A 26,528-nucleotide genomic window follows, 5' to 3' on the forward strand; every position below is an offset into this window, starting at 1 on the left:
TTGCCGCGATTGCATTGCCTTGCCCCACCCATTCGTTTTCTCTAGCCGGCCAAGCCCATGACTTACCTGCTCCGCCGCATCGTCTACGCGATCCCCATCCTGCTCGGGGTCGCCCTGCTGTGCTTCTCGCTGGTCCATATCGCGCCGGGCGACCCGCTGGTGTCGGTGCTGCCGCCCGACGCCTCGGAAGAACTGCGCCGCCAGCTCACCGCGCTGTACGGCTTCGACAAGCCCTTCCTCGAACAATTCGTGCACTGGCTCACGCGCGCGCTGCACGGCGACCTGGGCACCTCCATCGCCACCAACCGGCCGGTCATGAGCGAAGTGATGACGGCGGTGATCAACTCGGTGCGCCTGGCCGCGGTGGCCACGCTGATCGGCTTCACCTTCGGCTGCCTGTTCGGCTTCGTGGCCGGCTACTTCCGCGATTCCGCCGCCGACCGCACCGCCTCGTTCCTGTCGGTGTTCGGCGTCAGCATGCCGCACTACTGGCTGGGCATGGTGCTGGTGATCGTGTTCTCGGTGTTCCTCGGCTGGCTGCCGGCCACCGGCGCCGGCCCCGGCGGCTCGGGCGACTGGCAGTGGGACTGGGAGCATATCCAGTACATGGTGCTGCCGGCGGTCACGATGTCGGTGATTCCGATGGGCATCGTCGCGCGCACCATCCGCGCGCTGGTCGCGGAAATCCTCTCCAACGAATTCATCGTCGGCCTCAAGGCGCGCGGGCTGTCCGAGCTCGCGGTGTTCCGCCACGTGCTCAAGAACGTGGCGCCGACCGCGCTGTCGGTGATGGGCCTGCAGCTCGGCTACCTGCTGGGCGGCTCGATCCTGATCGAGACCGTGTTCTCGTGGCCCGGCACCGGCTTCCTGCTCAACTCGGCCATCTTCCAGCGCGACTTCCCGCTGCTGCAGGGGACCATCCTCGTGCTGGCCGTGTTCTTCGTGCTGCTCAACCTGCTGGTGGACGCGCTGCAGACGCTGTTCGATCCCCGCATCCAGCGCAACTGACCGGGAGCCCCACATGGAAATGACCCTGAAGAAGCCCGCCGCGGCGCCGCTGGTGCAGCGCTCGCCCGGCTACTGGACCACGGTCGGCCGGCGCCTGCTGCGCAACAAGCTGGCCATGCTGGCCGCGCTGATCCTGCTCGCGCTGGTGCTGATGGCGCTGTTCGCGCCGGCGCTGATGCCGTCCGACCCCTACGCCGCCTCCATCCTCAAGCGCCTCAAGCCGGTCGGCACCGAGCACTATCCGCTCGGCACCGACGAGCTCGGCCGCGACATGCTCTCGCGCCTGATGCTGGGCGCGCGCCTGTCGCTGTTCATGGGCATCACGCCGGTGCTGATCGCCTTCGTGATCGGCAGCGCGCTGGGCATCGTGGCCGGCTACGCGGGCGGCTGGACCAACACCGTCATCATGCGCCTGGTGGACATTCTCTACGCGTTCCCGTCCGTGCTGCTGGCGATCGCGCTGTCGGGCACGCTGGGCGCCGGCGTGGGCAACGCGCTGCTGTCGCTGACCATCGTGTTCGTGCCGCAGATCGTGCGCGTGGCCGAGAGCGTGACCACCCAGGTGCGCAACCGCGAGTTCGTCGACGCGGCGCGCGCCTCGGGCGCCTCGTCGCTGACCATCGTGCGCGCGCACGTGCTCAACAACGTGCTGGGCCCGATCTTCGTCTACGCCACCAGCCTGATCTCGGTGTCGATGATCCTGGCCTCGGGGCTGTCCTTCCTCGGCCTCGGCGTCAAGCCGCCCGAGCCGGAATGGGGCCTGATGCTCAACACGCTGCGCACCGCCATCTACACGCAGCCGTGGGTGGCCGCGCTGCCCGGCGCCATGATCTTCATGACCTCGATCTCCTTCAACCTGCTGGCCGACGGCATCCGCTCGGCGATGGAAATCAAGGACTGACGCCATGACCGATACCACATTGCCCGAAGCCCTGCGCAACCCCGACGTGGGCGGCCCGGCCCAGCCGCTGGTAATCGCCCGCGACCTGGTCAAGCACTTCCCGCTCAAGTCGAAGATCCCCGGGCGCCGCGCCGGCGTGGTGCGCGCCGTCGACGGCGTCGGCTTCGAGGTGCGCAAGGGCGAGACGCTCGGCGTGGTGGGCGAGTCGGGCTGCGGCAAGTCCACCACCGCGCGCCTGCTGATGCAGCTGATCGAGCAGGACAGCGGCGAGCTGATCTTCGACGCCCAGGGCGTGGGCTCGGCGCAGTTGCCGATGAAGCGCTTCCGCAGCCAGGTGCAGATGGTGTTCCAGGACAGCTATTCCTCGCTCAACCCGCGCCTGACCATCGAGGAATCGATCGCCTTCACCGCGCGCGTGCACGGCATCGGCGCGGCCGAGGCCAGCGCGCGGGCGCGCGCGCTGCTCGACCGCGTGGGCCTGGAGCCGGCGCGCTTCGCCGGGCGCTATCCGCATGAACTGTCGGGCGGGCAGCGCCAGCGCGTGAACATCGCGCGCGCGCTGGTGCTGCGCCCGCGCCTGGTGATCCTGGACGAAGCCGTGTCCGCGCTCGACAAGTCGGTCGAGGCCCAGGTGCTGAACCTGCTGCTGGAGCTCAAGGCGGAATTCGACCTCACCTACGTCTTCATCAGCCACGACCTCAACGTGATCCGCTACCTGTGCGACCGCGTGATGGTGATGTACCTGGGCAAGGTGGTGGAGGTGGGCGACACCGAGACGCTCTACGCCAATCCCGCCCATCCGTACACGCGCGCGCTGCTGGCCTCGATGCCGGCCACCGACCCGGACCACCGCACCCTGGTCGCGCCGCTGGCGGGCGACCCGCCCAACCCGATCAACCCGCCGTCCGGCTGCAGCTTCCACCCGCGCTGCGCGATGGCCGAGGCGGTCTGCGCGCGCCGCGCGCCGGCGCTGTCGGACGCGCTGGCCGGGCATCCCGTGGCCTGCCTGATGGCCCATGCGGACGGCGGCCACAGCCGCCAGCTGGCCGCAACGACCTGAGCGAGGCTTACCGTGACCACCCCACAAGACAACCACGCCGAAGCGCAAGCCGCCGCCCCGATGGTATCGGTGCGCGACCTGCGCGTGACCTTCTCCGGCGGCGGCAAGACCATCCGCGCCGTCAACGGCGTCTCGCTCGACGTGGCGCCCGGCGAGGCGCTGGCCCTGATCGGCGAATCCGGCTCGGGCAAGAGCGTGACGCTGCGCGCGCTCATGCGCCTGCACCCGCCGCGCCGCACCCGCATGGAAGGCGCCATCCGCATCGACGGCGCCGACGTCATGGCGCTCGACGCGCGCGCGCTGCAGCGCCTGCGCGGCGGCACCGTGGCGATGGTGTTCCAGGAGCCGCTGCTGGCGCTGGACCCGGTCTACACCGTCGGCCAGCAGATCATCGAGTGCATCCGCACCCATGCCAGCGTGTCCGCCAGCGAGGCGCGCCAGCGCGCGCTGCGCGCGCTGGAGTCGGTGCGCATTCCCAGCCCCGAGCGGCGCCTGGCGGCCTACCCGCACGAAATGTCGGGCGGCATGCGCCAGCGCGCCATGATCGCGCTGGCGCTGTCGGCCAGCCCCAAGGTGCTGCTGGCCGACGAGCCCACCACCGCGCTCGACGCCACCGTGCAGATCCAGGTGCTGATCCTGCTGCGCGAACTGCAGCGCGAGCTCGGCCTGTCGATCGTGTTCGTCACGCACGACATCGGCGCGGCGGTGGAGATCGCCGACCGCGTGGCGGTGATGTACGGCGGGCGCATCGTCGAGGAAGGCCCGATCCGCACGCTGCTGCGCGCCGCGCGCCATCCGTACACCATCGCGCTGCTGCAAAGCCGCCAGCACGGCATGGACCGCGGCCAGCGGCTGCAGACCATCGCCGGCTCGCCGCCCGACCTCGCCGCGCTGCCGCCCGGCTGCACCTTCGCGCCGCGCTGCCCGCACGCGCGCCCGGCCTGCCTGGCGCAGGTGCCCGCCACCACCGATCTCGGGCAGGGACACCGCGTGAGCTGTATCCTCGCATCCGAACCGGCCGTTGCCGAAGCCGCCGCCTGAACACCCCAACGTTAGGAAGCCCAACCCCATGTCCCTGGCTACCCACCCCGCCCGTGCCTTCATGCCCTACCCCGTCGCCGCCGTCTCCAGCGCGTCGTCCGGCCCGCTCCACGGCCTGACCTTCGCCGCCAAGGACCTGTTCGACGTGGCGGGCTATCCCACCGGCGGCGGCAATCCGCACGTGCTGGCGCGGTCCGGCATCAAGACCGCCACCGCGCCCGCGGTGCAGTGCCTGCTCGACGCCGGCGCCACCTTCGTCGGCAAGACCCACACCGACGAGCTCGCCTTCTCGATGAACGGCAAGAACGCCCACTACGGCTCGCCGGTCAACGGCGCCGCGCCCGGGCGCATCACCGGCGGCTCGTCGTCCGGCTCCGCCTCGGCGGTGTCCAACAAGCTGTGCGACTTCGCGCTCGGCAGCGACACCGGCGGCTCGGTGCGCGCGCCGGCCAGCCATTGCGGCCTGTTCGGCATCCGCCCCTCGCACGGCCGCGTCTCGCTCGAGCGCACCCTGCCGCTGGCCGAGAGCCTCGACACCTGCGGCTTCTTCGCGCGCGACATCGCCACCTTCTCGCGCGTGGCCGACGTGCTGCTCGGCGCCGATGCGCGCGCGCTGCCGGCCGCGCCGCGCCTGCTGCTGGCCGAAGACCTGTTCCGCCTGCCCACCGCGCCCGCGCTGGACGCGCTGCTGCCGGTGGTCGGCCGCATCGAGTCCGCGCTCGGCAAGGCCGCGCCGGTCACGGTGATGAACCAACCGCTGCTCGACATCTGGTGGGCCTTCCGCTACGTGCAGGGCTGGGAAGCCTGGCAGGCCGACGGCGAACTGATCGAGCAATACGGCCTGCATCTCGGCCCCGACGTGGCCGGCCGCTTCGCCTTCTCCAAGAGCGTCACCGCCGGGCAGTTCGAAGCCTCCACGGCGATCCGCCGCGCCGTCACCGCGCACGTCGGCGCGCTGCTCGGCGAGGACGGCGTGCTGCTGATGCCGACCATGCCCGACATCGCCCCGCTGTCCGGCGCCGACGACGACACGCTCGAGGACTACCGCAACCGCTCGTCCCAGATCCTCTGCCTGGCGCCGCTCACCGGCTTCCCGCAGATGAGCCTGCCGCTGTCCGGCCGCGACGGCGCGCCGCTCGGCCTCTCGCTGATGGGCCCGGCCGGCAGCGACCGCAGCCTGATCGCCTTCGCGGAACACCTCCTCGAGGCGCTGGGCTAAGCTACGCCTCTCGCCAGCATGCGCGCGCGCCGCCGGCCAGCCCGGCGGCGCGCGCGTTTCTGCCCGTGCGTTTTATCCCCGTTTTCTTTCGACCAGTTCCGACCAGACCAGGAGAGCCTCAATGGCCCGTATCCGCATCACCGCCGGCGGCTACCAGTTCGTCGCCGAGACCAATCCCGACGCCCCGCTCACCGTAGCCGCCTTCACCAAGCTGCTGCCCTATCGCCAGAAGCTGATCCACGTGCGCTGGAGCGGCGAAGGCTGCTGGATTCCGCTGGGCGAGTTCAAGCTCGGCGTGGGCTTCGAGAACCACACCAGCCACCCCTCCGTGGGCGACATCCTGTTCTACCCGGGCGGCTACAGCGAGACCGAGATCATCCTCGCCTACGGCAGCTGCTGCTTCGCCAGCAAGATGGGCCAGCTCGCCGGCAACCACTTCCTGACCATCGTCGAAGGCAAGGAAAACCTGCGCGCGCTCGGCACCAAGGTGCTGTGGGAAGGCGCGCAGGATGTGGTGTTCGAGGCGATGTAAGACAACAAACGCCAGGCAGGCGTAACGTCAAAACTTGCAGTCGATTCGCAAGCAATCATTCGTGCGTAGTCAGCGTACGCCTGCCTATTCGAGTCAATTTATCGGACCCGTACCAAATTAACCGGGCGCTCGATACATTAATAACCATTCAATTCCCATCTTTCTGAAACTTCCCCAACAATCTCCATTTTCCCTTTGCTAGCCTACGCAAAGCATTTCCTCGGGAATGTGAAATCCTGAATCCCTGATATAACCGGCCATAGCGAGACTATTTCCTGGTTCAGCTTGCTTGCGCATTCGCAAATGGCCTGCTTTCGGATGAGAGAATTGGCATGATAATTTCGGAAAATGGTGAAATCGTCGACGGACGTGTACTTGGACGCATACAGAAATCCATCGAACGTGGCCAGATGTCCTCGATCGTGGGCATCGTTGTTCATCAGACCGGCAGCAGCTCGGCTGACTCCACCTTTCATAGCTATGCCAACGCATCGGCCAATGGCGCCCACTTCCTGATTGACAAGGACGGAACCATCTATCAGACGGCATCGGTCTACCGCAAGACAGCCCATGTTGGCAGACTCAAGGCCAGGTGCCTGGCTGAACATCGATGCAGTCCCGCCGAAATCAAGTCCTTGAAGGCATTCAATCCAGCGGCAGAACACGCCAAGGAAAAGAAAAAGACCGCACCGGATCGCTTCCCGTCAAACGAAGACGCGATCGGCATAGAACTTGTGGGAGAAGCGCTCCCTCGAGGCAATCTCGTACCTGACCACAAGAAAGTGTACGAGACAGTGACACCGTCGCAAAACGAAGCACTTCAATGGCTGATACGGAACCTGTCGCAGACCTTGGGAATATCGGCCCAGGAAGTGTTCAGGCATCCCGACATTTCCCGAAAGAATCACACGGAAGCGAGCACCGCGCAATGGTGAGAATCCTGGTCTTCCTGGCCGCGGCGAGCGCCATCATTCCCAACGCTCTCGCCAAGACCGAATGCGTCCCCGCAACCGAGTTCGAACCGCGCACCTGCCTCATCCACCTGCCGCAGATCCGGTCGGTCACGATCACGGAGAATGCGCGGCGCTCGCCGCTGGCCACCGATGCCGACTCCACCTGCAAGGATTTCGTCGTCACCGCGCGCACGGTGCGCCGCTTCCTGACTGGCGCAAGAGAGATCAGTCAGCAGGATGCGCTTCACGCCGTCGACTGGTCGCCGTGCTCGGCCGCCGGCGAGGTGTCGTTCAAGGACGGGAAACGGGGCACGTGGAGTGTCACGCAGTATCGGTCGGGCAATCTGGTCATCGAGGGCGAGCCCGGCGTGTCGCTCTATTGCCCCACGTGCCATTTCAAGCCGTTCCGGTGACGGGGGAATAGTCCCGGGCGAATAGTCCCCGTCCCGGCACGAAACAGGGCCGCGCAGGCTTGCGCGGCCCTGCCGGCTGCATCAGCGCGCCACCACCGCCCCCGCCTCCGGCGCCTTCACCCTGAACCACGCCGCGTACAGCGCCGGCAGGAACAGCAGCGTGAGCGCCGTGGCGACGATCAGGCCGCCCATGATGGCCACCGCCATCGGGCCCCAGAAGGCCGAGCGCGAGAGCGGGATCATGGCCAGCACGGCGGCCGCCGCGGTCAGGATGATGGGGCGGCAGCGGCGCACCGCCGATTCGACGATGGCTTCCCAGGCCGGCGCGCCGCCGCGGATGTCCTGCTCGATCTGATCGACCAGGATCACCGAGTTGCGGATGATCATGCCGAGCAGCGCGGTGATGCCGAGCTGGGCGACGAAGCCCATCGGCGCGCGCAGCAGCAGCAGCGTGGCGGCGGCGCCGATCAGGCCGAGCGGGCCGCTCAGGAACACCATCAGCGCGCGCGAGAAGCTGTGCAATTGCAGCATCAGCAGCGTGAAGATGATGAAGATGCACAGCGGCAGCTGCGCCGCGATGGAGGCGCCGGCCTTGCCGCTTTCTTCCTCGGCGCCGGCGACCGTGATGCGGTAGCCGGGCGGCAATTGCGCGCGCAGCGCGTCGAGCCTGGGATTGATCTGCGCGGTCACGGTGGGGCCCTGGATGCCTTCGACCACGTCGGACTGCACGGTCACGCCGAAGTCGCGGTTCTCGCGCCAGACCACGCCGGGCTCGGAGCGGAACGCGATGCGCGCCACCTGGGTCAGCGGCACCACGCGGCCGCTGGCGGTGGGCACCTGCACGTTCTGCAGGTCGGACATGGCGTCGCGCTCGTTGCGCGGGGCGCGCATCAGGATGTCGATCAGCTTGTCGCCGTCGCGGTACTGGCCGACCGCCACGCCGGTGAGCACGGTCTGGGTCACGCGCGCGATGGCGGTGCTGCTCACGCCGAGCGCGCGCGCCTTGTCCTGGTCTATGTCCAGGCGCAGCACCTTGACGCTCTCGTTCCAGTTGTCGTTGACGCCCAGCGTGTTGGGGTTGGCGCTCATCACCGCCTTGACCTCATCGGCCAGCTTGCGCACGCCGGCCGCTTCGGGGCCGATCACGCGGAACTGCACCGGATAGGCCACGGGCGGGCCGTTGGGCAGCAGCTTGACACGCCCGCGCAGGTGCGGGAAATCGCTGGCCAGCAGATCGGTCACGCGCTGGCGCACGCGCTCGCGCAGGGCCACGTCGGCCGGCAGCACGATCACCTGCGCCACGTTGCTCTGCGGGAAGATCTGGTCGAGCGGCAGGTAGAAGCGTGGCGCGCCGGTGCCGACGAAGCTGGCCAGGCTGGCGATTTCGCGGTCGTCGCGCAGCGCGCGCTCGAAGCGCCGGGTCTCGGCCTCGGTCTGGGCGAAGCTGCTGCCTTCGGGCAGCCACAATTCCACCATCAGCTCGGGGCGGCTGGAGTCGGGGAAGAACTGCTTCTCGACGAACTTGAAGGCATAGAGGCCGAGGCCGAAAGCCACCAGCGTGACCGCGATCACGCTCTTGCGCCAGGTCACGCACCAGTGCACCAGCCGCCGGAAGCGGTTGTAGAACGGCGTGTCGAAGACCTCGTGCTGGGCGCCCTCGCCGGCCGGGCGGGCCTTGAGCAGCAGGTAGCCCAGGTAGGGCGTGAAATAGACCGCGGCCAGCCACGACAGCACCAGCGCCAGCGCCGTCACGGCGAAGATGGCGAAGGTGTATTCGCCCACCGTCGAGCGCGCCAGCCCCACCGGCAGGAAGCCGGCGGCGGTGATCAGCGTGCCGGTCAGCATCGGCATGGCGGTGGAGGTGTAGGCGAAGGTGGCGGCCTCCATCTTGGAGAAGCCTTCCTCCAGCTTGCGCACCATCATCTCCACCGCGATGATGGCGTCGTCCACCAGCAGCCCGAGCGCCACGATCAGCGCGCCGAGCGAGATCTTGTGCAGGCCGATGCCGAACAGGTTCATGAACAGGAAGGTCACGGCCAGCACCAGCGGGATGGTCAGCGCCACCACCAGCCCGGGCCGCGCGTCCAGGCGCAGCGGCCGGGTGTGCAGGCCGAGCGAGACGAAGCTCACGCCCAGCACGATCACCACCGCCTCGATCAGCACGTGCACGAACTCGCCCACCGAGCGTTCCACCGCCTCGGGCTGGTTCTGCACCTGATCGAGCTCGATGCCGACCGGCAGCTGCCCGCGCAGGCCGTCCATCGCCGCGCGCAGGTTCTTGCCCAGCGCGATGATGTCGCCGCCCTTCTCCATCGAGATGCCGAGGCCAATCACTTCCTTGCCCTGGAAGCGCATCTTGCTCTGCGGCGGGTCCACGTAGCCGCGGTAGACGTGGGCGATGTCGCCGAGGCGGATGTTGGCGATGCCGCTGGGCCCGCGCAGCACCAGGTTCTCCAGGTCGGCCACGTCGGCGAACTGGCCCGACAGGCGCACCTGCAGGTTGTCGCCGGGCGTCACCAGCACGCCGCTGGCGTTCATGCTGTTCTGCTGCGAGATCTGGTCGGCGATGGCGTTGATGTCGAGCCCGAGCTGGGCGAAGCGGGCCTGGTTGAACTCGATGAAGATCTTCTCGTCCTGCAGCCCGATCAGCGCCACCTTGGCCACCGCGGGCACGCGCAGCAGCTGCTGGCGCACCAGGTCGGCGTACTCGCGCAGTTCCTTGTAGTTGAAGCCGTCGGCGGACAGCGCGTAGATCGAGCCGTACACGTCGCCGAACTCGTCGTTGAAGAACGGCCCGCGCACGCCGGCCGGCAGCGTCTGCGCGATGTCGCCGACCTTCTTGCGCACGGTGTACCAGATCTGCGCGGTCTCTTTGGCCGGCGAGGTGTCCTTGAGCTGGAAGATCACCGTGGTCTCGCCGGGCTTGGAGAAGCTGCGGATCTTGTCGGCGTAGGGCACTTCCTGCAGCTGGCGCTCGATCTTGTCGGTGACCTGCACGGCGATCTGCTCGGCGGTGGCGCCGGGCCAGTAGGCCTGCACCACCATCACGCGGAACGTGAACGGCGGGTCTTCGTCCTGGCCGAGCTGAAAGTAGGCGAACAGGCCGCCCAGCAGCAGCACCACCAGCAGGTAGCGCGTCAGCGGCTGGTGCTCGAGCGCCCAGCGCGAGAGGTTGAAGCGGGAATGTTCCATGCCGCGCGCCTCAGTTGCGCGCGGTGGCGGGCGCCACCGACGGCAGCGGCTTCACCTTCTGGCCGGGCTTGAGCAGGTGCACGCCGGCCGTGACGATGGTCTGCCCCGGCGCCAGCCCCCGCGTGACCTGCACCTCGTTGCCCTGCGGCTCGCCCAGCGTCACGCTGACCGGCCGCACGGTGCCGGCCACCGCGTTAGCGGCGGCCTCGTAGATCCAGACCTGGTTGCCGCCGCCCTGTTGCAGCAGCGCGGACAGCGGCACGCGCAGCGCGGCGCTGTCGCCGGTGCGCGTAAACGTCACCACCGCGGTCATGCCGAACTTGAAGTCGGCCGGCGGGTTGGGCACGCTGACGCGCGCGGCGTAGGTGCGCGTGACCGGGTCGGCCATCGGCGCGATCTCGCGCACGCGGCCCGGCAGCGGGCGGCCCGGCTCGGCCCAGGTGCGCACCGTCACGTCCGAGATGCCGCGCAGGCGCTCGACCTGGTCTTCGGGCAGCCCCACGGCCACTTCCTTCTCGGCGGTCTGCGCCACGCGCACCACCGGCTGTCCGGGCGTGACCACCTGGCCGACCTCGGCGTCGATGGCCGTGACCACGCCGTCGGCATCGGCGGGCAGCACGGCATAGGCGGTCTGGTTGGACTGGTTGCGCAGGCCGGCCTCGGCCTGGCGCAGGCGCGACACGGCGGAGTCGAAGGTGGCCTGGCGGCGCTGCTGCTCGGCGGCGCTGATGAAGCCCTTGGCGAACAGGTCGTTGTAGCGCTTGAGATCGGCCTCGGCGAGGTCGCGGTCGGTCCGGGCGGCGTCGAACTGCGCGCGCGAGCCGGCCTCGGCCAGGCCCAGGTCGGTCGGGTCGAGCCGGGCCAGCGGCTGGCCCTTGCGCACCGTGGCGCCCACGTCGACCAGCCGGGCGGCGATCTTGCCGCCCACGCGGAAGCCCAGGCGCGACTCGATGCGGGGCCGCACGTCGCCGGAGAACTCGAAATCGGTCTTGCCGGCGCCCGCCTGCAGGCGCATCAGGCGCACCGGGCGGACTTCCGGGGCCGGCTCCGGCTTGGGGCTGCAGGCCGCCAGCACCGACAGCAGGCCAGCCGCGGCCAGGCAGGCAGCCAGGCCGCGCGCGCTCCGGGCGGCTCGGCCGACTCGGCCGGCGGGCGCGGAAAGCGAGGAAGAAAGCACTTTGGCGGCCGCGACGTCCGGCCTGGGGCAAGGCACTGGCATGAATTGAGCGTGAGATCGGTGGGACTGCGGGCACAGCGAGAGCCGGCGGGGCAATTAATAACCCGCCGGTCAGCAATATAGCGGGGTGGACCCGAATGCGTCAAACGGCGCTCCGTGGGGGAAGCCCTCTAAAGCGCCCGCGGCGGCGCTTGCCGACCGTCCCGGACACCACCGGCAGGCGATGGCGGCAAGCGCGGCGGATTGTCGCAGCGGCGCGCCCGGCGCATGCGGGCCGGCGCGGGCGCGGTGCTACAATCCGCCGCGTTCCCCGGGCGGCCCCGCCGTCCGGCGCGGATGCCCCCACTTCACCGACCGAGACCGGCGTGACGCCCGATCAGTATTGCCAAGACAAAGCCGCCCGCAGCGGCTCCAGCCTCTATTACAGCTTCCTGTTCCTGCCGCCCGCGCAGCGCCAGGCGATGACGGCGCTGCACGCCTGGTGCCGTGAGATCGGCGATGCCGTCGACGACACCCAGGACGCCAGCGTGGCGCACCAGCAACTGGCCTGGTGGCGCAACGAGATCGGCCAGATGTTCATGGGCGCGCCCAGCCATCCGGTCACGAAGGCGCTCCAGCCCCACGCGCAGGCCGCCGGGCTGACGCAGGCGATGTTCGGCGAAGTGCTCGAAGGCATGGAGATGGACCTCGCCCAGTCGCGCTACCTCGACGACATCGCGCTGGCCCGCTATTGCCATCACGTGGGCGGCGTGGTCGGCACCATGAGCGCGCGCCTGCTGGGCTGCCAGGACCCCAGCACGCTGGCATTCGCCGAAAAGCTCGGCCTGTCGCTGCGGCTGGTCGACATCCTGCGCGACGTGGGCGAGGACGCCCGGCGCGGGCGCATCTACCTGCCCGTCAACACCATGCAGCGCTTCCAGGTGCCGGCGGCCGAGATCACGCGCGGCACGCATTCGGAGCGCTTCGCCGCGCTGATGCGCGAGCGCGCCGGGCAGGCCCGCGCGCTGCACCGCGAGGCGCTGGCGCTGCTGCCGCGCGCCGACCGCCGCGCCCAGCGCGCCGCGCTGGTGATGGGCGCGATCCACCAGGCGCTGCTCGACGAGCTGGAGGCGAGCGACTTCCAGGTGCTGAACCAGCGCATCTCGCTCACGCCCATGCGCAAGCTGTGGATCGCGTGGAAGACGTGGCTGCGCAACCGCTGACGCGCGCCGGGCGCGCCAGGCGCATGGCTTGCCGCGAGAATTGAGCGCGCCGGGCGCGCGCCGCGCGGCGTTATCATCCCGGTTTCACCCCCATTTCGCCATTCCCGCTTCGCGCCGCCCGCCCGCCGGGGGCGCGCCGCTGCTGGCACGCTTTTCTTCCCTGCCATGACCCAGTCCACTCCGCTCCCGCAAGCCGGCGCCCCGCTCGGCCAGACCATCCTCGACCAGGCCGACGCGCTGGCCCGCTTCTCGGACATGGAAGGCGGCCTGACCTGCGCCTACCTGACCCCGGCCCACCGCGCCGCGCAGGCGCAACTGGCCGAGTGGATGCGCGCGGCCGGCATGGCGGTGCGCATCGACGCCATCGGCAACGTGATCGGCCGCTACGCCGCCGACCCCGCCGCGGGCGAGGCGGCGCGCGTGCTGATGACCGGCTCGCACTTCGATACGGTGCGCAACGGCGGCCGCTACGACGGCCGGCTCGGCATCCTGCTGCCGGTGGCGGTGGCGGGCGCGCTCAACGCGGCCGGCATCCGCCTGCCCTATCACTTCGACGTGGTCGCCTTCGCCGAGGAAGAAGGGCTGCGCTTCAAGACCAGTTTCCTGGCCAGCAGCGTGCTGGCCGGCCGCTTCGACCCGGCCCTGCTGGCGCGCGCCGACGCCGACGGCGTGACGCTGCGCGAGGCGCTGGCCGCCTCCGGCCTGCCGGGCGCGGGCAGCCTCGACGCGCTGCGGGCCGCGGCGGTCGATCCCGCCACGCTGCACGGCTTCGTCGAGGTCCACATCGAACAGGGCCCGGTGCTGCTGCACCACGAACTGCCGCTGGGCGTCGTCACCCAGATCGCCGGCAGCAGCCGCTTCCAGGTGCGCGTGCGCGGTCTGGCCAGCCACGCCGGCACCACGCCGATGACCATGCGCAAGGACGCCGCCGCCGCCGCGGCCGAGATGGTGCTGCTGGTGGAGCGCCGCTGCGGCGAGGCGCCCACGCTGGTGGGCACCGTGGGCCAGTTGCAGGTGCCGAATGGGTCGAGCAACGTCATTCCCGGCGAGTGCGTGTTCTCGATGGACATCCGTGCCGGCGAGGACGGCATCCGCGAAACCGCCATCGCCGACATCCTGGCCGGCATCGAGGCCATCGCCGCGCGGCGCGGCCTGGCCGCCGAGGTGGAGCGCGTGGCGCCGGTCAACAACGCGCCGTGCGCGCGCTGGCTGATGGACCAGTTCGGCGCGGTGCTGAAAAAGCGCGGGCTGGAAGCGTTCGAGCTGCCCTCGGGCGCCGGCCACGACGCCATGATGATGCAGCGCATCACCGACGTGGCCATGCTGTTCGTGCGCTGCGGCAACGGCGGCATCAGCCACAACCCGCTGGAGACCATCACCGCCGCCGATGCCCAGCTCGCGGCGGAAACGTTCGTGGATTTCCTGCGGCATTTCCAGCCGCGCGGCTAGGCGCCGCGGGCCGGATCGGTAAGAGGCATGCCAATCACAACGCCCCGCCGGAAGGCCGGCAAGCCCGCGCAGGCATGGTGCGGGCATGCGGCGGGCGCGGCGTCAGCCGCCCTGGTACATCTCCCGCCCGAGGTCGTAGAGGTTCTGGCGCAGCTTGCGGCGCTCGTCGGGCGAGAGCTTGTCGTTGGACTGGTCGCGCGACAGCCGTTCGTTGAGATCGCGCTCGGCGCGGTACTTGCCGGCGCGGGCGCGCGCCTCGTCCTGGCCGAAGCGCTCGCGCTCGTTGCGCGCGAAGCCGTCGCGGGCGGGGGGATTGGGCGCGGCGGCCCGCCCCGGACTCTGCAGCAGATGCGCCATGCCCGGCGACTGGGCATGGCCGGCGCCGGCGGCGAGCAGCAATGCCACCGCCGCGCCGGTACGATAAAGAGAAATCCCGGCGCGCTTGCGGGTAACTTTCATTGATAATGGCGGTTTTCGCTTCTGGAACGGCGGCCGGCCGGCCTGCCGGAAGCAGGAGATCCCGTTGCCCCGCCGCGCGCATCCTCCGGTATTGCCGGGGTCGTGCACGGCGACACCCGCGCAAGCGGCACGAACTGCGGCAAAACCCGCGGTGCGAGCCGCAGTACAAGCCGCGGCAAAGCCGCGGCAAAGCCGCGGTATGAGCGCGCGCGGGCGCGGCTGCGGAAACGGTATGCGGCAGTGTACAAGGACGCCGGATGCGCGCCGCCATGCCACGGGGTAAAGTATGTAACCTTTTGTTAAGCCATTTTGAGCGAAAGCGATTGTCGCTAAGATACCGCCATGGAAAATACCAGCCACAAGATTCTCGTCGTGGACGACGATCCCCGTCTGCGCGACCTGCTGCGCCGCTACCTTGGCGAACAGGGCTTCACGGTACTGGTAGCGGAAAACGCCACCGCGATGAACAAGCTCTGGCTGCGCGAGCGTTTCGACCTGCTGGTCCTCGACCTGATGATGCCCGGCGAGGATGGCCTGTCGATCTGCCGCCGCCTGCGCGGGGCCAATGACCAGACCCCGATCATCATGCTCACCGCCAAGGGCGAGGACGTGGACCGCATCGTCGGCCTCGAGATGGGCGCCGACGACTACCTGCCCAAGCCGTTCAACCCGCGCGAGCTGATCGCCCGCATCCACGCCGTGCTGCGCCGCAAGGGTCCGGCCGAGGTGCCCGGCGCGCCTTCGGAAACGCCGGAGACCTTCGCCTTCGGCGACTTCGTGCTCAACCTGGCCACGCGCACGCTGACCAAGAACGACGAGGAGATCACGCTGACCACCGGCGAATTCTCGGTGCTCAAGGTGTTCGCCCGCCATCCGCGCCAGCCGCTGTCGCGCGAGAAGCTCATGGAAATGGCGCGCGGGCGCGAATATGAAGTCTTCGACCGCAGCCTCGACGTGCAGATCTCGCGCCTGCGCAAGCTGATCGAACCCGATCCGGGCAACCCGAGGTTCATCCAGACCGTCTGGGGGCTCGGCTACGTATTCATTCCCGATGGCGTGAAGTAAGGCGCCGCGCATGGCGACCGCCCTCGGCCGCGCGGCCACACGCCTGTTCGGTTCGCTGTTCTGGCGGACCTTCATGCTGATCGCCCTCCTGCTGGCGCTTTCGCTCGGTATCTGGTTCCAGAGCTACCGGCTGTTCGAGCGCGCGCCGCGCGCCCAGCAGATCGCCATGCAGGTGGTCAGCGTGGTCAAGCTCACGCGCGCCGCCCTGCTCTATTCCGACCCCGCGCGGCGGCGCTTCCTGCTGCTCGACCTGGTGCAGAACGAAGGCATCAAGGTCTACCCGCGCGAGAAGGACGACGATTTCTCCCGGCCCACGACCAACCCGTTCCTGACCCAGCTGGTGCAGCAGGAGATCCGCGGCCGGCTCGGCGAGGACACCGTGATCGCCACCACCGTCAACGACATTCCCGGCGTGTGGGTCAGCTTCGAGATCGAGGGCGACGACTACTGGGTGGCGATCAGCCCCGAGCGCTTCGAGCGCGTGCCCGGCATCCAGTGGCTGTGGTGGAGCATCGCCGCGCTGCTGCTGTCGATCATCGGCGCCGCCTTCATCACCTCGCTGGTCAACCATCCGCTCAAGCGGCTGGCCAACGCGGCGCGCGCCATCGGCGGCGGCGGCGACCCGCCCACGCTGCCCGAGCACGGCGCCAGCGAAGTGGCGCTGGCCAACCACAGCTTCAACCAGATGGTGCGCGACCTGCGCCAGCTCGACGACGACCGCGTGGTCATGCTGGCCGGCATCTCGCACGACCTGCGCACGCCGCTCACGCGGCTGCGGCTGGAGACCGAGATGTCGCCCGTGGACGACGCCACGCGCGAGGCCATGATCGCCGACATCGAGCAGATGGACGCGATCATCGGCCAGTTCCTCAACTACGCCCGCCCCGCGCTGGAAACGGTGGAGCCGGTCGACCTGTCGGCGCTGGTGCAGGACGCGGTGGGCGTCTACGGCGCGCACGACGACGTGCAGGTGCACGTGCGCGCGGGCGAGCCCGTGATGGCGGTGGCCAACCGCATGGAAGTGCAGCGCATCCTCGACAACCTCGTGGAGAACGCGCGGCGCTACGCCAAGGCCGAGGACAACGGCGTGGCGGTGGTCGAGATCAGCACCCGCATCGAAGACAAGGAAGCGGTGCTGACCGTGGCCGACAACGGCAGCGGCGTGCCCGAGGCGCAGCTGCCGCTGCTCACGCGCCCGTTCTACCGGCTCGACGGCGCGCGCAGCGAGGCCAAGGGCGCGGGGCTGGGGATGTCGATCGTCAACCGCATCCTGCAGCGCAACGGCGGCCGGCTGATGCTGGCCAACCGGCCGCCGCCCGAGACCGGGCTGGTGGTGAGCGCATTTTTCCGGCGCGCCTAGCAGCCGTTTCAAGAGGATCCTGGCGTCGTCGCATCGAAGGCCATTTCGCCGTGCCCCGCGCGGGCATCGCGAAATGGCCTTCCGCATTTCCGCCCCAGCCCTGCGCCCGGAAAACCCGCCGCAAGTGCCCCTCCCCACACCCGCGCCGGCGACTGACAGGTTTTCGACAGCCGCTGATATCAATTTGAAAGGCCTTTGACAGCGGATTGACAGCGCCCCGGAGCAAACTCCCGCCATCAGCCGGACCGCCGCCCACGGCACCGCGCAGCCACGTGCGCGGCCTCCCCGCAAGGCTGACAGAAACCACCACAATCAAGCCGCCGGGACTGACCGGCGGCGCCTGCGAGAGACAGCCACATGTCAAGCTCCACGTCCCAGCAGCACGGGTTCCGTACCGTGTTCCGCGTTGTCAGCGGCAACTTCCTGGAAATGTACGATTTCATGGTGTACGGCTTCTACGCCGCCGCCATCGCCAGGACGTTCTTCCCGAGCGGCAACGAATTCGCTTCCCTGATGCTTTCGCTCGCGACCTTCGGCGCGGGCTTCCTGATGCGCCCGCTCGGCGCGATCGTGCTGGGCGCCTACATCGACCACCACGGCCGCCGCAAGGGCCTGATCCTGACGCTGGTGCTGATGGCGTGCGGCACCTTGCTGATCGCCTGCGTGCCGGGTTATGCCTCGATCGGCGTGGCCGCGCCGCTGCTGGTGCTGGCCGGGCGCCTGCTGCAGGGCTTTTCCGCCGGCGTCGAACTCGGCGGCGTGTCGGTCTACCTGGCGGAAATCGCCCAGCCCGGCAAGAAGGGCTTCTACGTGGCCTGGCAGTCGGCCAGCCAGCAGGTCGCGGTGATCTTCGCCGGTCTGCTGGGCGTGGCGCTGCACGCGCTGCTGTCGCCCGAGCAGATGGGCGAATGGGGCTGGCGCGTGCCGTTCGTGATCGGCTGCCTGATCGTGCCGTTCCTGTTCCTGATCCGCCGCTCGCTGGAAGAGACCGAGGAATTCAAGGCGCGCAAGCACCGCCCGAGCGTGGGCGAGATCTACCGCTCGATGGCCGCCAACTGGCGCATCATCGTGGCCGGCTGCCTGCTGGTGGTGATGACCACGGTGTCGTTCTACATGATCACGGCCTACACGCCGACCTTCGGCAAGACCGTGCTCAAGCTCGACGACGTGGACAACCTGATCGTCACCATGTGCATCGGCCTGTCCAACTTCATCTGGCTGCCGCTGATGGGCGCCGTGTCGGACCGCGTGGGCCGCAAGCCGATGCTGATCCTGTTCACCGTCCTCACGCTGGCCACGGCCTATCCGGCGGTATCGTGGCTGGTGGCCGAGCCGTCGTTCGGCCGCCTGCTGATGGTGGAGCTGTGGCTGTCCTTCCTGTACGGCGGCTATAACGGCGCGATGGTGGTGGCGCTGACCGAAGTGATGCCGCCGGCGGTGCGCACGGCCGGCTTCTCGCTGGCGTACAGCCTCGCCACGGCGCTGTTCGGCGGCTTCACGCCGGCGATCTCCACCTACCTGATCCACAGCACCGGCAACAAGGCCGCGCCCGGCCTGTGGCTGATGTTCGCCGCCGCGTGCGGGCTGGCCGCCACGCTGACGATCTTCCGCGCCGGCCGGCAGCAGGCCTACGTGGAAGCGGCCGGCAAGGCCGCCTGAACACGGCCGCCATGCGGCACCGGCGCGCCGGCCGCGCGCCGGTGGAGTAGACTTCCGATGCCGGCCGGCCTGGCCTGTGCGATGCCCCTGCATGGCACGCGCGGCGCGTGTCCCGGCTGACATGGCGCCGCAACATGCGGCGGCCACCATCGTTGGCCGGCGCGCATGGCCGGTGCGCGCCGGCGCCACCCCGGGCTATCGGGCTCTTTGAGATTTTCAATTAGCCCGGCCTCCGGGGATGACGCATAATCCATGTTCGTTGCGCTGCTGTTCTGCCCCCCGGCGGATGGCGGCGCGAGCGTCTCTCCTCAACCGCATCCAGGAGCAGTCTATGAAGACCGTTGGTGACAAGATCGAAGCCTTCCACGTCGTCGGTGTCAAGCCGGGTTTCAACAACCATGAAGAGAATGGCCAGTCGGCATTCGAAGACATCACCGAGAAGTCGTTCGAAGGCAAGTGGAAGATCATTTACTTCTACCCGAAGGACTTCACCTTCGTGTGCCCGACCGAAATCGTTGCCTTCGCCAAGCTCAACGGCGACTTCGCCGACCGCGACGCGATCGTGCTGGGCGGCTCGACCGACAACGAATTCGTGAAGCTGGCATGGCGCCGTGAACACAAGGACCTGAACAAGCTGGACCAATGGCAGTTCGCCGACGTGACCGGCTCGCTGATCGACCAGCTCGGCGTGCGTGACCACGCCGCCGGCGTCGCCCTGCGCGCCACCTTCATCGTCGACCCGGACAACGTGATCCAGCACGTGTCGGTGAACAACCTGAACGTCGGCCGCAACCCGGACGAAGTCCTGCGTATCCTGGACGGCCTGCAAACGGACGAACTGTGCCCGTGCAACCGCGCCGTTGGCGGCGCCACGCTGTAAGCTTCAGTACGGCTTGCATGCAGCGCAAACTGCCGGTGCCACAAGGCCGGCGGTTTGCGGCGATCTGCGCGCGGGCTACGGCCTGCGTCTCGAAACCCGCCCCGGCGGGTTTTTTGAGCCCCTACCGATAGGAGATTTGTATGGAATTCATCAGCACGATTAAGGGCCTGATTCCCGACTACGTCAAGGACATCCGCCTGAACCTCGACGGCACCATCGCGCGCTCCTCGCTCGAGGGCAACGATGCCGTGGCCGTGGCCCTGGCCGCCGCCTTCGCCGCCAAGAGCCGCGTGCTCGTCGACACGATCCGCAACTCCGGCGTGCTGTCGCCCGAGGAAACCAACGCGGTGCTGACCGCCGCCGCGCTGATGGGCATGAACAACGTCTGGTATCCGTACATCGAGATGGCCGACGACCCCGATCTGGCCAGCCAGCCCGCGGGCCTGCGCATGAACGCGTATGCCACGCACGGCGGCGTGGACAAGCGCCGCTTCGAGATGTACGCGCTGGCCGCGTCCATCGTCGGCAAGTGCCATTTCTGCGTCAAGTCGCACTACCAGCTGCTCAAGAACGAGCAGGGCATGACCGCGCAGCAACTGCGCGACGTGGGCCGCATCGCCGCCGTGATCGTGGCGGCCGCCAACGTGATCGCCGCGGAATAAACTCCCCGCAAAACGCCCCCGCAGCTCGCCACGGGCGGGAAGGCAGGCGCCTTCCCGCCATGTTGGCCACCGCATCGGCCAACATGACGGCCACCGCACCGGCGCCTGTTGCCGGCGCGCCAAGTCGGTAATTCACTGACTGCTTTTGTGCTCCGAAGGGCCTACAATCCAGCAAGGTCACAGCCTTCGCCCCACCATGAGCACCCTGCCTTCGCATACTTCCCCGCGCTTTCGCTACCGTCTTGCCGCCGTGCACGACTGGGGCGACATCGCCGCCGTGACCCAGCAGGCCTACGGGCAGTATGAGCTGGAGATCATGGAGGACTGCCGCGCGTCGTTCCAGCAGGGCATGAAGTCCGTGCTGGCGGCGAACACCTCGGAAATGGAATGGTGGGTGGCGGAGACCGATCACGGCGTCAGCGGCGCCGTGCTGTTCTGCCATCCCGGCGCGACCGTGCCGGTGCTCGACGGCAGCACCGTCACGCTGGCCCTGCCCGAGGCGCGGCTGCTGGCGGTCAGCCCGCAGGCGCGCGGGCTGGGCCTGGGGCGCACGCTGATGCAGGTCTGCATCCAGCGCACGCGCGACATCGGCGCCGGCGCGCTGCTGGTGCGCACCATGCCCGAGATGAAATCCGCCAACCGCCTGTGCCAGCAGATGGGCTTCGTCAAGCGCACCGAGGCCGGCGCGCGCGCGGGCGCGATGGCCCGCCTGATCGACTACGTCTACGCGGTGCCGCCCGAAGGCGCGGCGGCGCCCAAGGGCTGAGCGCGCGCGTCGCTCCTCCGTTTTCCCTCGATCCTTCAGTCCTGCTGCTGCGTGATCGTGCCGCGCCAGATCAGCACCACCGCCTGCGCCACGATGCCTTCCTGGCGCCCCTCGAAGCCGAGCTTCTCGTTGGTCTTGGCCTTGACGTTGCAGCTCGCGGGCGGCAGCCCGAGGTCCTCGGCCAGGTTGGCCACCATGCCGCCGACGTGCGGCGCCAGCTTCGGCGCCTGCGCGATCACCGTCGCGTCCACGTTGCCGATCTCGTAGCCGGCCTCGCGCACGCGCCGGGCCGCCTCGCGCAGCAGCACGCGGCTGTCGGCGCCGGCGAAGCGCGCGTCGGTGTCGGGGAAATGGCGGCCGATGTCGCCCAGGCCGGCCGCGCCGAACAGCGCGTCGGTGATGGCGTGGAGCAGCGCGTCCGCGTCGGAGTGGCCCAGCAGGCCGCGGTCGTGGGGAATGTCCACGCCGCCCAGGATGAGCTTGCGCCCGGGCACCAGGGCATGTACGTCGTAGCCTTGGCCGACACGGATATCGAATGGGGTCATGGAAGCGTCACTCCTTCAGGGACAGGGGTTCGAATGGGCAAGGCGGATCAGGACCGCGCGGCGGCGTCGCCCAGCAGCAGCTCGGCCAGCGCGAAGTCTTCCGGATACGTCACCTTGAAGTTGCGCAGCGAGCCGTTCACCAGGCGCGGATGCAGGCCCAGCCGCTCGATGGCGCTGGCCTCGTCCGTCACCACCGCGCCGGCCGCCAGCGCTTCCTGCAGGGCCTGGCGCAGCACGCCGATGCGGAACATCTGCGGCGTCTGCGCCTGCCACAGGCCTTCGCGCGGCACGGTGGCGCCGATGCGCACCGCCGCGCCCTGGCCCGGCGCGTCGCTGGCGCGCTTGAGCGTGTCGGGCACGGGGATCGCGAGGATGCCGCCGATGGCGGCGTCGGGGCCGTCTTCCTCACCGCCCTCGCCTTCCACCGCGCGCACCAGCGCGTGGATCATGGCGGGCGTCAGGCCGGGGCGCGCGGCATCGTGCACCAGCACCCAGTCGCGCTCGGTGGCGCCGAGCTGCGCCAGGTGATGCAGGCCCGCCAGCACCGAGGCGTGGCGCGTGTCGCCGCCCACGAAGGCGGTATCGAAGCGCAGCCCGGCAAACGTGCCGGCGCCGAAGCGCGACTCCAGCGGCATGTCGTCCGGCGCCAGCACCAGCGCGGTCGCGCTGACGGCATCGCAGGCGGCGAAGGCAGCCAGCGCGTACCAGATCATCGGCCGGCCGGCCACGGTCTGGTATTGCTTGGGCAGGCTGCCGCCGGCGCGGCTGCCGGTACCGGCACAGGGAATCAGGGCAAAGCGGCGGACGGACACGGATGGCGCAAGGAAACGAAGTGGGTGCGCGGGGCACGGGACGCGCGGCAAGGCCAGCGGATGCTGGCCGCCGGGGGGAAGGCGGGCAAACGCGGCTCCTGATGCGCAGCTCTTGGAACGGCTGTTGAAACGTGGATTCGGTGCGCATTCTATAATACGGCCTTCGCTCGCGGACAAACGGGCGATGAAAGCACAATGCCGAAGCGCGACGCCGCCTGCTTCGGCACGGATTGCATGCAGCGACACCCCGCCCGCGATGCCGGCGGGGTGTCGCTGCTGCGCGGCCCGCGCTTTCTCGTTCGTCTTGCCGCCGTCCTGCGTTCGTTTCGCGTTCGTTTCGCGTTCGTTGTGTGGCCCGTTGTGTAGCCCGCCGCGTGCCCGCCGTGCGTTGTGCGTGGCGCCGCATGCGTGCGTCACATGTGTCCACTAACGTGCCCATGCCACCGATGCGCGACGATACGCGCGCGTTTGCTCGATTGCCCGATTGCCCGTGCCCTGCCGCCCCGGTGTCCCGGTGTCCGTTTGCCGAATGCCCGCCGCAGCAAGGCCTCCGCACCCAACCGCCAGTCCGTACCTGATGCCCGAAGCCAATCGTCCCGTCCCTTTCGCCAGCCTGCCCTTGGTCAAGGCCGGCCTGCGCCACACCATCGCCGGCCTGCCAGGCTCCGCCGACGCGCTGGCGCTGGCCGCCTACGCGCGCCAGCACCGCGCGCGCGTGCCGATGCTGGCGGTGGTCTGCGCCAACGCGACCGACGCGCAGCGGCTGGCCGACGAGATCCCGTGGTTCGCGCCGGAGCTGCGCGTGCGCCTGCTGCCGGACTGGGAAACGCTGCCCTACGACAGCTTCTCGCCGCACCAGGACCTGGTCTCCGAGCGGCTGGCCACGCTGCACGACATCCAGGGCGGCCAGTGCGACATCATGCTGGTGCCGGCGCAGACCGTGCTCTACCGGCTGGCGCCGCCGGCCTTCCTGGCGGCCTACACCTTCTTCTTCAAGCAGGGCGAGCGGCTCGACGAAAACGCGCTCAAGGCGCAGTTCACGCTGGCCGGCTACGAGCACGTCAGCGCGGTGATGCGCCCCGGCGAGTACAGCGTGCGCGGCGGGCTGATCGACCTCTATCCGATGGGCTCCGCGCTGCCCTACCGCATCGACCTGTTCGGCGACGAGATCGAGACCATCCGCGCGTTCGACCCCGACACGCAGCGCAGCCTCTACCCGGTCAAGGAAGTGCGTCTGCTGCCGGGCCGCGAATTCCCGCTCGACGAAGCCGCGCGCACCGCCTTCCGCGGCCGCTGGCGCGAGCTGTTCGAGGGCGACCCGACCAAGTCGCCGATCTACAAGGACATCGGCAACGGCGTGCCGTCGGCCGGCATCGAATACTACCTGCCGCTGTTCTTCGAGCAGACCGCGACCGCCTTCGACTACCTGCCGGCGGGCAGCCAGCTTGCCTTCGTGGGCGACGTGCCCGACGCCATCCGCCGCTTCTGGGCCGACACCACGCAGCGCTACAACTTCATGCGGCACGACCGCGAGCGCCCGCTGCTCACGCCGGCCACGCTGTTCCTCTCCGACGAACAGTTCTTCACCGCCGCCAAGCCGCTCGCGCGCCTAGTGCTGCAGGCGACCAACGACAACACCGCCGCCGCGCCGCTGGCCGAGGCCCTGCCCGACGTCTCGGTCAACCGCCGCGCCGAAGACCCGCTGGTCAACCTCGAGGCGCTGCTGCTCAGGAAGGACCGGCGCGTGCTGATGTGCGCCGACTCCGCCGGCCGGCGCGAGACGCTGATGCAGCTGTTCGGCGAGAGCGGCCTGCGCCCGCTGCCGGTGGACGACTTCGCCGCGTTCCTGGCCGGCGACTCGCATTTCTCCATCGCGGTGGCGCCGCTGCAGAGCGGCTTCGCGCTGCCGGCCGCCGACGGCGGGGCGCCGCTGGCCTTCGTCACCGAGGCCGAGCTCTACGCCGGCGTGGCGCGCCGCACCGGGCGGCGCAAGCAGGAACAGGCCAGCGCGGTCGATTCGATGGTGCGCGACCTGGCCGAGCTCAAGATCGGCGACCCGGTGGTGCACAGCGAGCACGGCATCGGCCGCTACCAGGGGCTGGTGACGCTGGACCTGGGCCAGGGCAACGAGGAATTCCTGCATCTGGACTACGAGAAAGGCAGCAAGCTCTACGTGCCGGTGCACCAGCTGCACGTGATCTCGCGCTACTCCGGCGCCGACCCCGACACCGCGCCGCTGCACTCGCTCGGCTCCGGCCAGTGGGAGCGCGCCAAGCGCCGCGCCGCGCAGCAGATCCGCGACACCGCCGCCGAGCTGCTCAACCTGTACGCGCGCCGCGCCGCGCGCGAGGGCCATGCGTTCCCGCTCTCGCCCAGGGACTACGAGAAGTTCGCCGAGAGCTTCGGCTTCGAGGAAACGCCGGACCAGGCCGCCGCCATCTCCGCGGTGATCGCCGACATGACCTCGGGCAAGCCGATGGACCGCCTGGTGTGCGGCGACGTGGGCTTCGGCAAGACCGAGGTGGCGCTGCGCGCGGCCTTCGTCGCGGTGATGGGCGGCAAGCAGGTGGCCATGCTGGCGCCCACCACGCTGCTGGCCGAGCAGCATTTCCAGAACCTCTCCGACCGCTTCGCCGAATGGCCGGTGCGCATCGTCGAGCTGTCGCGCTTCAAGACCAGGAAGGAGATCGACGGCGCCATCAAGATGATCAACGACGGCACCGCCGACATCGTCATCGGCACCCACAAGATGCTGTCCGACGACGTGCGCTTCCAGCGCCTGGGCCTGGTCATCATCGACGAGGAACACCGCTTCGGCGTGCGCCAGAAGGAGGCGCTCAAGACGCTGCGCGCCGAGGTCGACGTGCTGACGCTGACCGCCACGCCGATCCCGCGCACGCTGGGCATGGCGCTCGAGGGCCTGCGCGACTTCTCCGTGATCGCCACCGCGCCGCAGAAGCGCCTGGCCATCAAGACCTTCGTGCGGCGCGAGGAAGACGGCGTGCTGCGCGAGGCCATCCTGCGCGAGCTCAAGCGCGGCGGCCAGGTCTACTTCCTGCACAACGAGGTCGAGACCATCGAGAACAAGCGCGCCAAGCTCGCCGAGCTGGTGCCGGAGGCGCGCATCGCGGTGGCGCACGGGCAGATGCACGAGCGCGAGCTGGAGCGCGTGATGCGCGATTTCGTCGCGCGGCGCGACAACATCCTGCTGTGCACCACCATCATCGAGACCGGCATCGACGTGCCGACCGCCAACACCATCCTGATCCACCGCGCCGACAAGTTCGGCCTGGCGCAGCTGCACCAGCTGCGCGGGCGGGTCGGGCGCTCGCACCACCAGGCCTACGCCTACATGCTGGTGCACGACGTGGACGGCCTGAGCAAGCTGGCGCAGCGCCGGCTCGAGGCGATCCAGCAGATGGAGGAACTGGGCTCGGGCTTCTACCTCGCCATGCACGACCTGGAGATCCGCGGCGCCGGCGAAGTGCTCGGCGACAAGCAGTCGGGCGAGATCCACGAGATCGGCTTCCAGCTCTACACCGACATGCTCAACGCCGCCGTGAAGGCGCTCAAGGCCGGCAAGGAGCCGGACCTGATGGCGCCGCTGGCGGCCACCACCGAGATCAACCTCGGCACGCCGGCGCTGCTGCCCAGCGACTACTGCACCGACGTGCACGAGCGCCTGTCGCTGTACAAGCGGCTGGCCAACTGCGAGACGGCCGAGCGCGTGGACGACATCCAGGAAGAGCTGATCGACCGCTTCGGCCGGCTGCCGGACCAGGCCCAGGCGCTGATCGAGACGCACCGCCTGCGCATCGCCGCGGTGCCGCTGGGCGTGCGCAAGATCGACGCGAACGAGACCGCCATCAGCATGCAGTTCCTGCCCAACCCGCCCATCGACGCGCTCAGGATCATCGAGCTGGTGCAGAAGAACCGCCACATCAAGCTGGCCGGCCAGGACAAGCTGCGCATCGAAGGCAAGATGGCCGACGTGGCCGTGCGCGCGCAGACCATCAAGCACACCCTGCGGCAACTGGCCTGATCATTGCTCGCTTCCCGGGTCCGCCACGCGGCGGCCCCGGGATGGTGCGCCACGCATGGACCCCGGTCCGCGCGCGGTGTAGCATCACCCGCTTGACACCTTATCCAAAGCCATACCAAAGGCACCCCGCC

Annotated in this window: 23 protein-coding genes; 18 read left to right on the forward strand and 5 right to left on the reverse strand. The window is 69.2% G+C overall.

Going from position 1 to position 26,528, the window contains the following annotated elements; genetic code table 11:
* Nucleotides 1-57 precede the first annotated feature (57 nt).
* The 8 genes from KF708C_RS20375 to KF708C_RS20405 all read left to right on the forward strand — a co-directional run bounded on the left by KF708C_RS20375 (nt 58) and on the right by KF708C_RS20405 (nt 7,127).
* Nucleotides 58-1,008: an ABC transporter permease gene (locus tag KF708C_RS20375; RefSeq protein ID WP_020201259.1), complete on the forward strand. Its 951-nt coding sequence runs from the start codon at nt 58-60 to the stop codon at nt 1,006-1,008.
* Between the two features lie 13 nt (nt 1,009-1,021).
* Nucleotides 1,022-1,909: an ABC transporter permease gene (locus tag KF708C_RS20380; RefSeq protein ID WP_020423667.1), complete on the forward strand. Its 888-nt coding sequence runs from the start codon at nt 1,022-1,024 to the stop codon at nt 1,907-1,909.
* Nucleotides 1,910-1,913: 4 nt separating this feature from the next.
* Nucleotides 1,914-2,969: an ABC transporter ATP-binding protein gene (locus KF708C_RS20385; RefSeq protein ID WP_059413063.1), complete on the forward strand. Its 1,056-nt coding sequence runs from the start codon at nt 1,914-1,916 to the stop codon at nt 2,967-2,969.
* 60 nt (nt 2,970-3,029) lie between these two features.
* On the forward strand, nt 3,030-4,010 hold the full coding sequence (locus tag KF708C_RS20390; RefSeq protein ID WP_020201256.1) for an ABC transporter ATP-binding protein: 981 nt from the start codon (nt 3,030-3,032) through the stop codon (nt 4,008-4,010).
* Between the two features lie 28 nt (nt 4,011-4,038).
* Complete coding sequence (locus tag KF708C_RS20395; RefSeq protein WP_059413064.1) at nt 4,039-5,229, forward strand: amidase; 1,191 nt, start codon at nt 4,039-4,041, stop codon at nt 5,227-5,229.
* 121 nt (nt 5,230-5,350) lie between these two features.
* Nucleotides 5,351-5,761, forward strand: coding sequence for a DUF3830 family protein (locus tag KF708C_RS20400; RefSeq protein ID WP_059413065.1), 411 nt, complete (start codon nt 5,351-5,353; stop codon nt 5,759-5,761).
* 332 nt (nt 5,762-6,093) lie between these two features.
* A complete protein-coding gene (locus KF708C_RS34760) occupies nt 6,094-6,696 on the forward strand; it encodes a peptidoglycan recognition protein family protein (protein WP_081651316.1) in 603 nt (200 codons plus the stop codon).
* The gene (locus tag KF708C_RS20405) at nt 6,690-7,127 is read left to right on the forward strand and encodes a hypothetical protein (protein WP_020201253.1); all 438 of its coding nucleotides are present in this window, start codon (nt 6,690-6,692) and stop codon (nt 7,125-7,127) included. The genes KF708C_RS34760 and KF708C_RS20405 overlap by 7 nt, the downstream gene beginning before the upstream one ends.
* A gap of 81 nt (nt 7,128-7,208) precedes the next feature.
* On the opposite strand, the gene KF708C_RS20410 is transcribed toward KF708C_RS20405, so the two are convergent.
* Both KF708C_RS20410 and KF708C_RS20415 read right to left on the reverse strand, forming a co-directional pair.
* Nucleotides 7,209-10,319, reverse strand: a complete 3,111-nt coding sequence (locus KF708C_RS20410; protein ID WP_059413066.1) for an efflux RND transporter permease subunit — start codon at nt 10,317-10,319, stop codon at nt 7,209-7,211.
* Between the two features lie 10 nt (nt 10,320-10,329).
* Nucleotides 10,330-11,538: an efflux RND transporter periplasmic adaptor subunit gene (locus KF708C_RS20415; RefSeq protein WP_059413067.1), complete on the reverse strand. Its 1,209-nt coding sequence runs from the start codon at nt 11,536-11,538 to the stop codon at nt 10,330-10,332.
* Between the two features lie 323 nt (nt 11,539-11,861).
* Between KF708C_RS20415 and hpnD the strand changes: the two genes are divergently transcribed.
* Both hpnD and KF708C_RS20425 read left to right on the forward strand, forming a co-directional pair.
* On the forward strand, nt 11,862-12,698 hold the full coding sequence (hpnD, locus tag KF708C_RS20420) for a presqualene diphosphate synthase HpnD (protein WP_020201250.1): 837 nt from the start codon (nt 11,862-11,864) through the stop codon (nt 12,696-12,698).
* Between the two features lie 165 nt (nt 12,699-12,863).
* Nucleotides 12,864-14,147, forward strand: a complete 1,284-nt coding sequence (locus tag KF708C_RS20425; protein WP_059413068.1) for a Zn-dependent hydrolase — start codon at nt 12,864-12,866, stop codon at nt 14,145-14,147.
* 102 nt (nt 14,148-14,249) lie between these two features.
* Here KF708C_RS20425 and KF708C_RS20430 read toward each other — a convergent pair whose 3' ends face one another.
* Nucleotides 14,250-14,606, reverse strand: a complete 357-nt coding sequence (locus KF708C_RS20430; RefSeq protein ID WP_029043237.1) for a hypothetical protein — start codon at nt 14,604-14,606, stop codon at nt 14,250-14,252.
* A gap of 342 nt (nt 14,607-14,948) precedes the next feature.
* On the opposite strand from KF708C_RS20430, the gene ompR reads away from it, so the two are divergent.
* From ompR to KF708C_RS20460, 6 genes are all read left to right on the forward strand, one after another.
* The gene (gene ompR, locus KF708C_RS20435) at nt 14,949-15,671 is read left to right on the forward strand and encodes an osmolarity response regulator transcription factor OmpR (RefSeq protein WP_006576352.1); all 723 of its coding nucleotides are present in this window, start codon (nt 14,949-14,951) and stop codon (nt 15,669-15,671) included.
* A gap of 10 nt (nt 15,672-15,681) precedes the next feature.
* Nucleotides 15,682-17,031, forward strand: coding sequence for an ATP-binding protein (locus KF708C_RS20440; RefSeq protein ID WP_020201247.1), 1,350 nt, complete (start codon nt 15,682-15,684; stop codon nt 17,029-17,031).
* A 357-nt stretch (nt 17,032-17,388) separates the two neighbouring features.
* Nucleotides 17,389-18,690, forward strand: a complete 1,302-nt coding sequence (locus KF708C_RS20445; RefSeq protein WP_029043236.1) for an MFS transporter — start codon at nt 17,389-17,391, stop codon at nt 18,688-18,690.
* Nucleotides 18,691-19,021: 331 nt separating this feature from the next.
* Nucleotides 19,022-19,570, forward strand: a complete 549-nt coding sequence (locus KF708C_RS20450) for a peroxiredoxin (protein ID WP_020201245.1) — start codon at nt 19,022-19,024, stop codon at nt 19,568-19,570.
* A gap of 140 nt (nt 19,571-19,710) precedes the next feature.
* Nucleotides 19,711-20,232, forward strand: coding sequence for a carboxymuconolactone decarboxylase family protein (locus KF708C_RS20455; RefSeq protein ID WP_059413069.1), 522 nt, complete (start codon nt 19,711-19,713; stop codon nt 20,230-20,232).
* Between the two features lie 196 nt (nt 20,233-20,428).
* The gene (locus tag KF708C_RS20460; RefSeq protein WP_020201243.1) at nt 20,429-20,998 is read left to right on the forward strand and encodes a GNAT family N-acetyltransferase; all 570 of its coding nucleotides are present in this window, start codon (nt 20,429-20,431) and stop codon (nt 20,996-20,998) included.
* A gap of 35 nt (nt 20,999-21,033) precedes the next feature.
* On the opposite strand, the gene ispF is transcribed toward KF708C_RS20460, so the two are convergent.
* The gene (ispF, locus tag KF708C_RS20465) at nt 21,034-21,543 is read right to left on the reverse strand and encodes a 2-C-methyl-D-erythritol 2,4-cyclodiphosphate synthase (RefSeq protein ID WP_020201242.1); all 510 of its coding nucleotides are present in this window, start codon (nt 21,541-21,543) and stop codon (nt 21,034-21,036) included.
* Between the two features lie 47 nt (nt 21,544-21,590).
* Nucleotides 21,591-22,355, reverse strand: a complete 765-nt coding sequence (gene ispD / locus KF708C_RS20470) for a 2-C-methyl-D-erythritol 4-phosphate cytidylyltransferase (RefSeq protein WP_020201241.1) — start codon at nt 22,353-22,355, stop codon at nt 21,591-21,593.
* A 195-nt stretch (nt 22,356-22,550) separates the two neighbouring features.
* Here ispD and KF708C_RS35790 point away from each other — a divergent pair, with 195 nt between their 5' ends.
* Both KF708C_RS35790 and mfd read left to right on the forward strand, forming a co-directional pair.
* Nucleotides 22,551-22,721: a hypothetical protein gene (locus KF708C_RS35790; protein WP_156173889.1), complete on the forward strand. Its 171-nt coding sequence runs from the start codon at nt 22,551-22,553 to the stop codon at nt 22,719-22,721.
* 211 nt (nt 22,722-22,932) lie between these two features.
* Nucleotides 22,933-26,397 (forward strand): transcription-repair coupling factor, encoded by a 3,465-nt coding sequence (gene mfd / locus KF708C_RS20475; RefSeq protein WP_059413070.1) that lies wholly within the window; start codon nt 22,933-22,935, stop codon nt 26,395-26,397.
* Nucleotides 26,398-26,528: the final 131 nt, after the last annotated feature.

This window comes from Cupriavidus basilensis, assembly GCF_000876015.1.
GTDB classification, from domain to species: Bacteria; Pseudomonadota; Gammaproteobacteria; order Burkholderiales; family Burkholderiaceae; genus Cupriavidus; species Cupriavidus basilensis_B.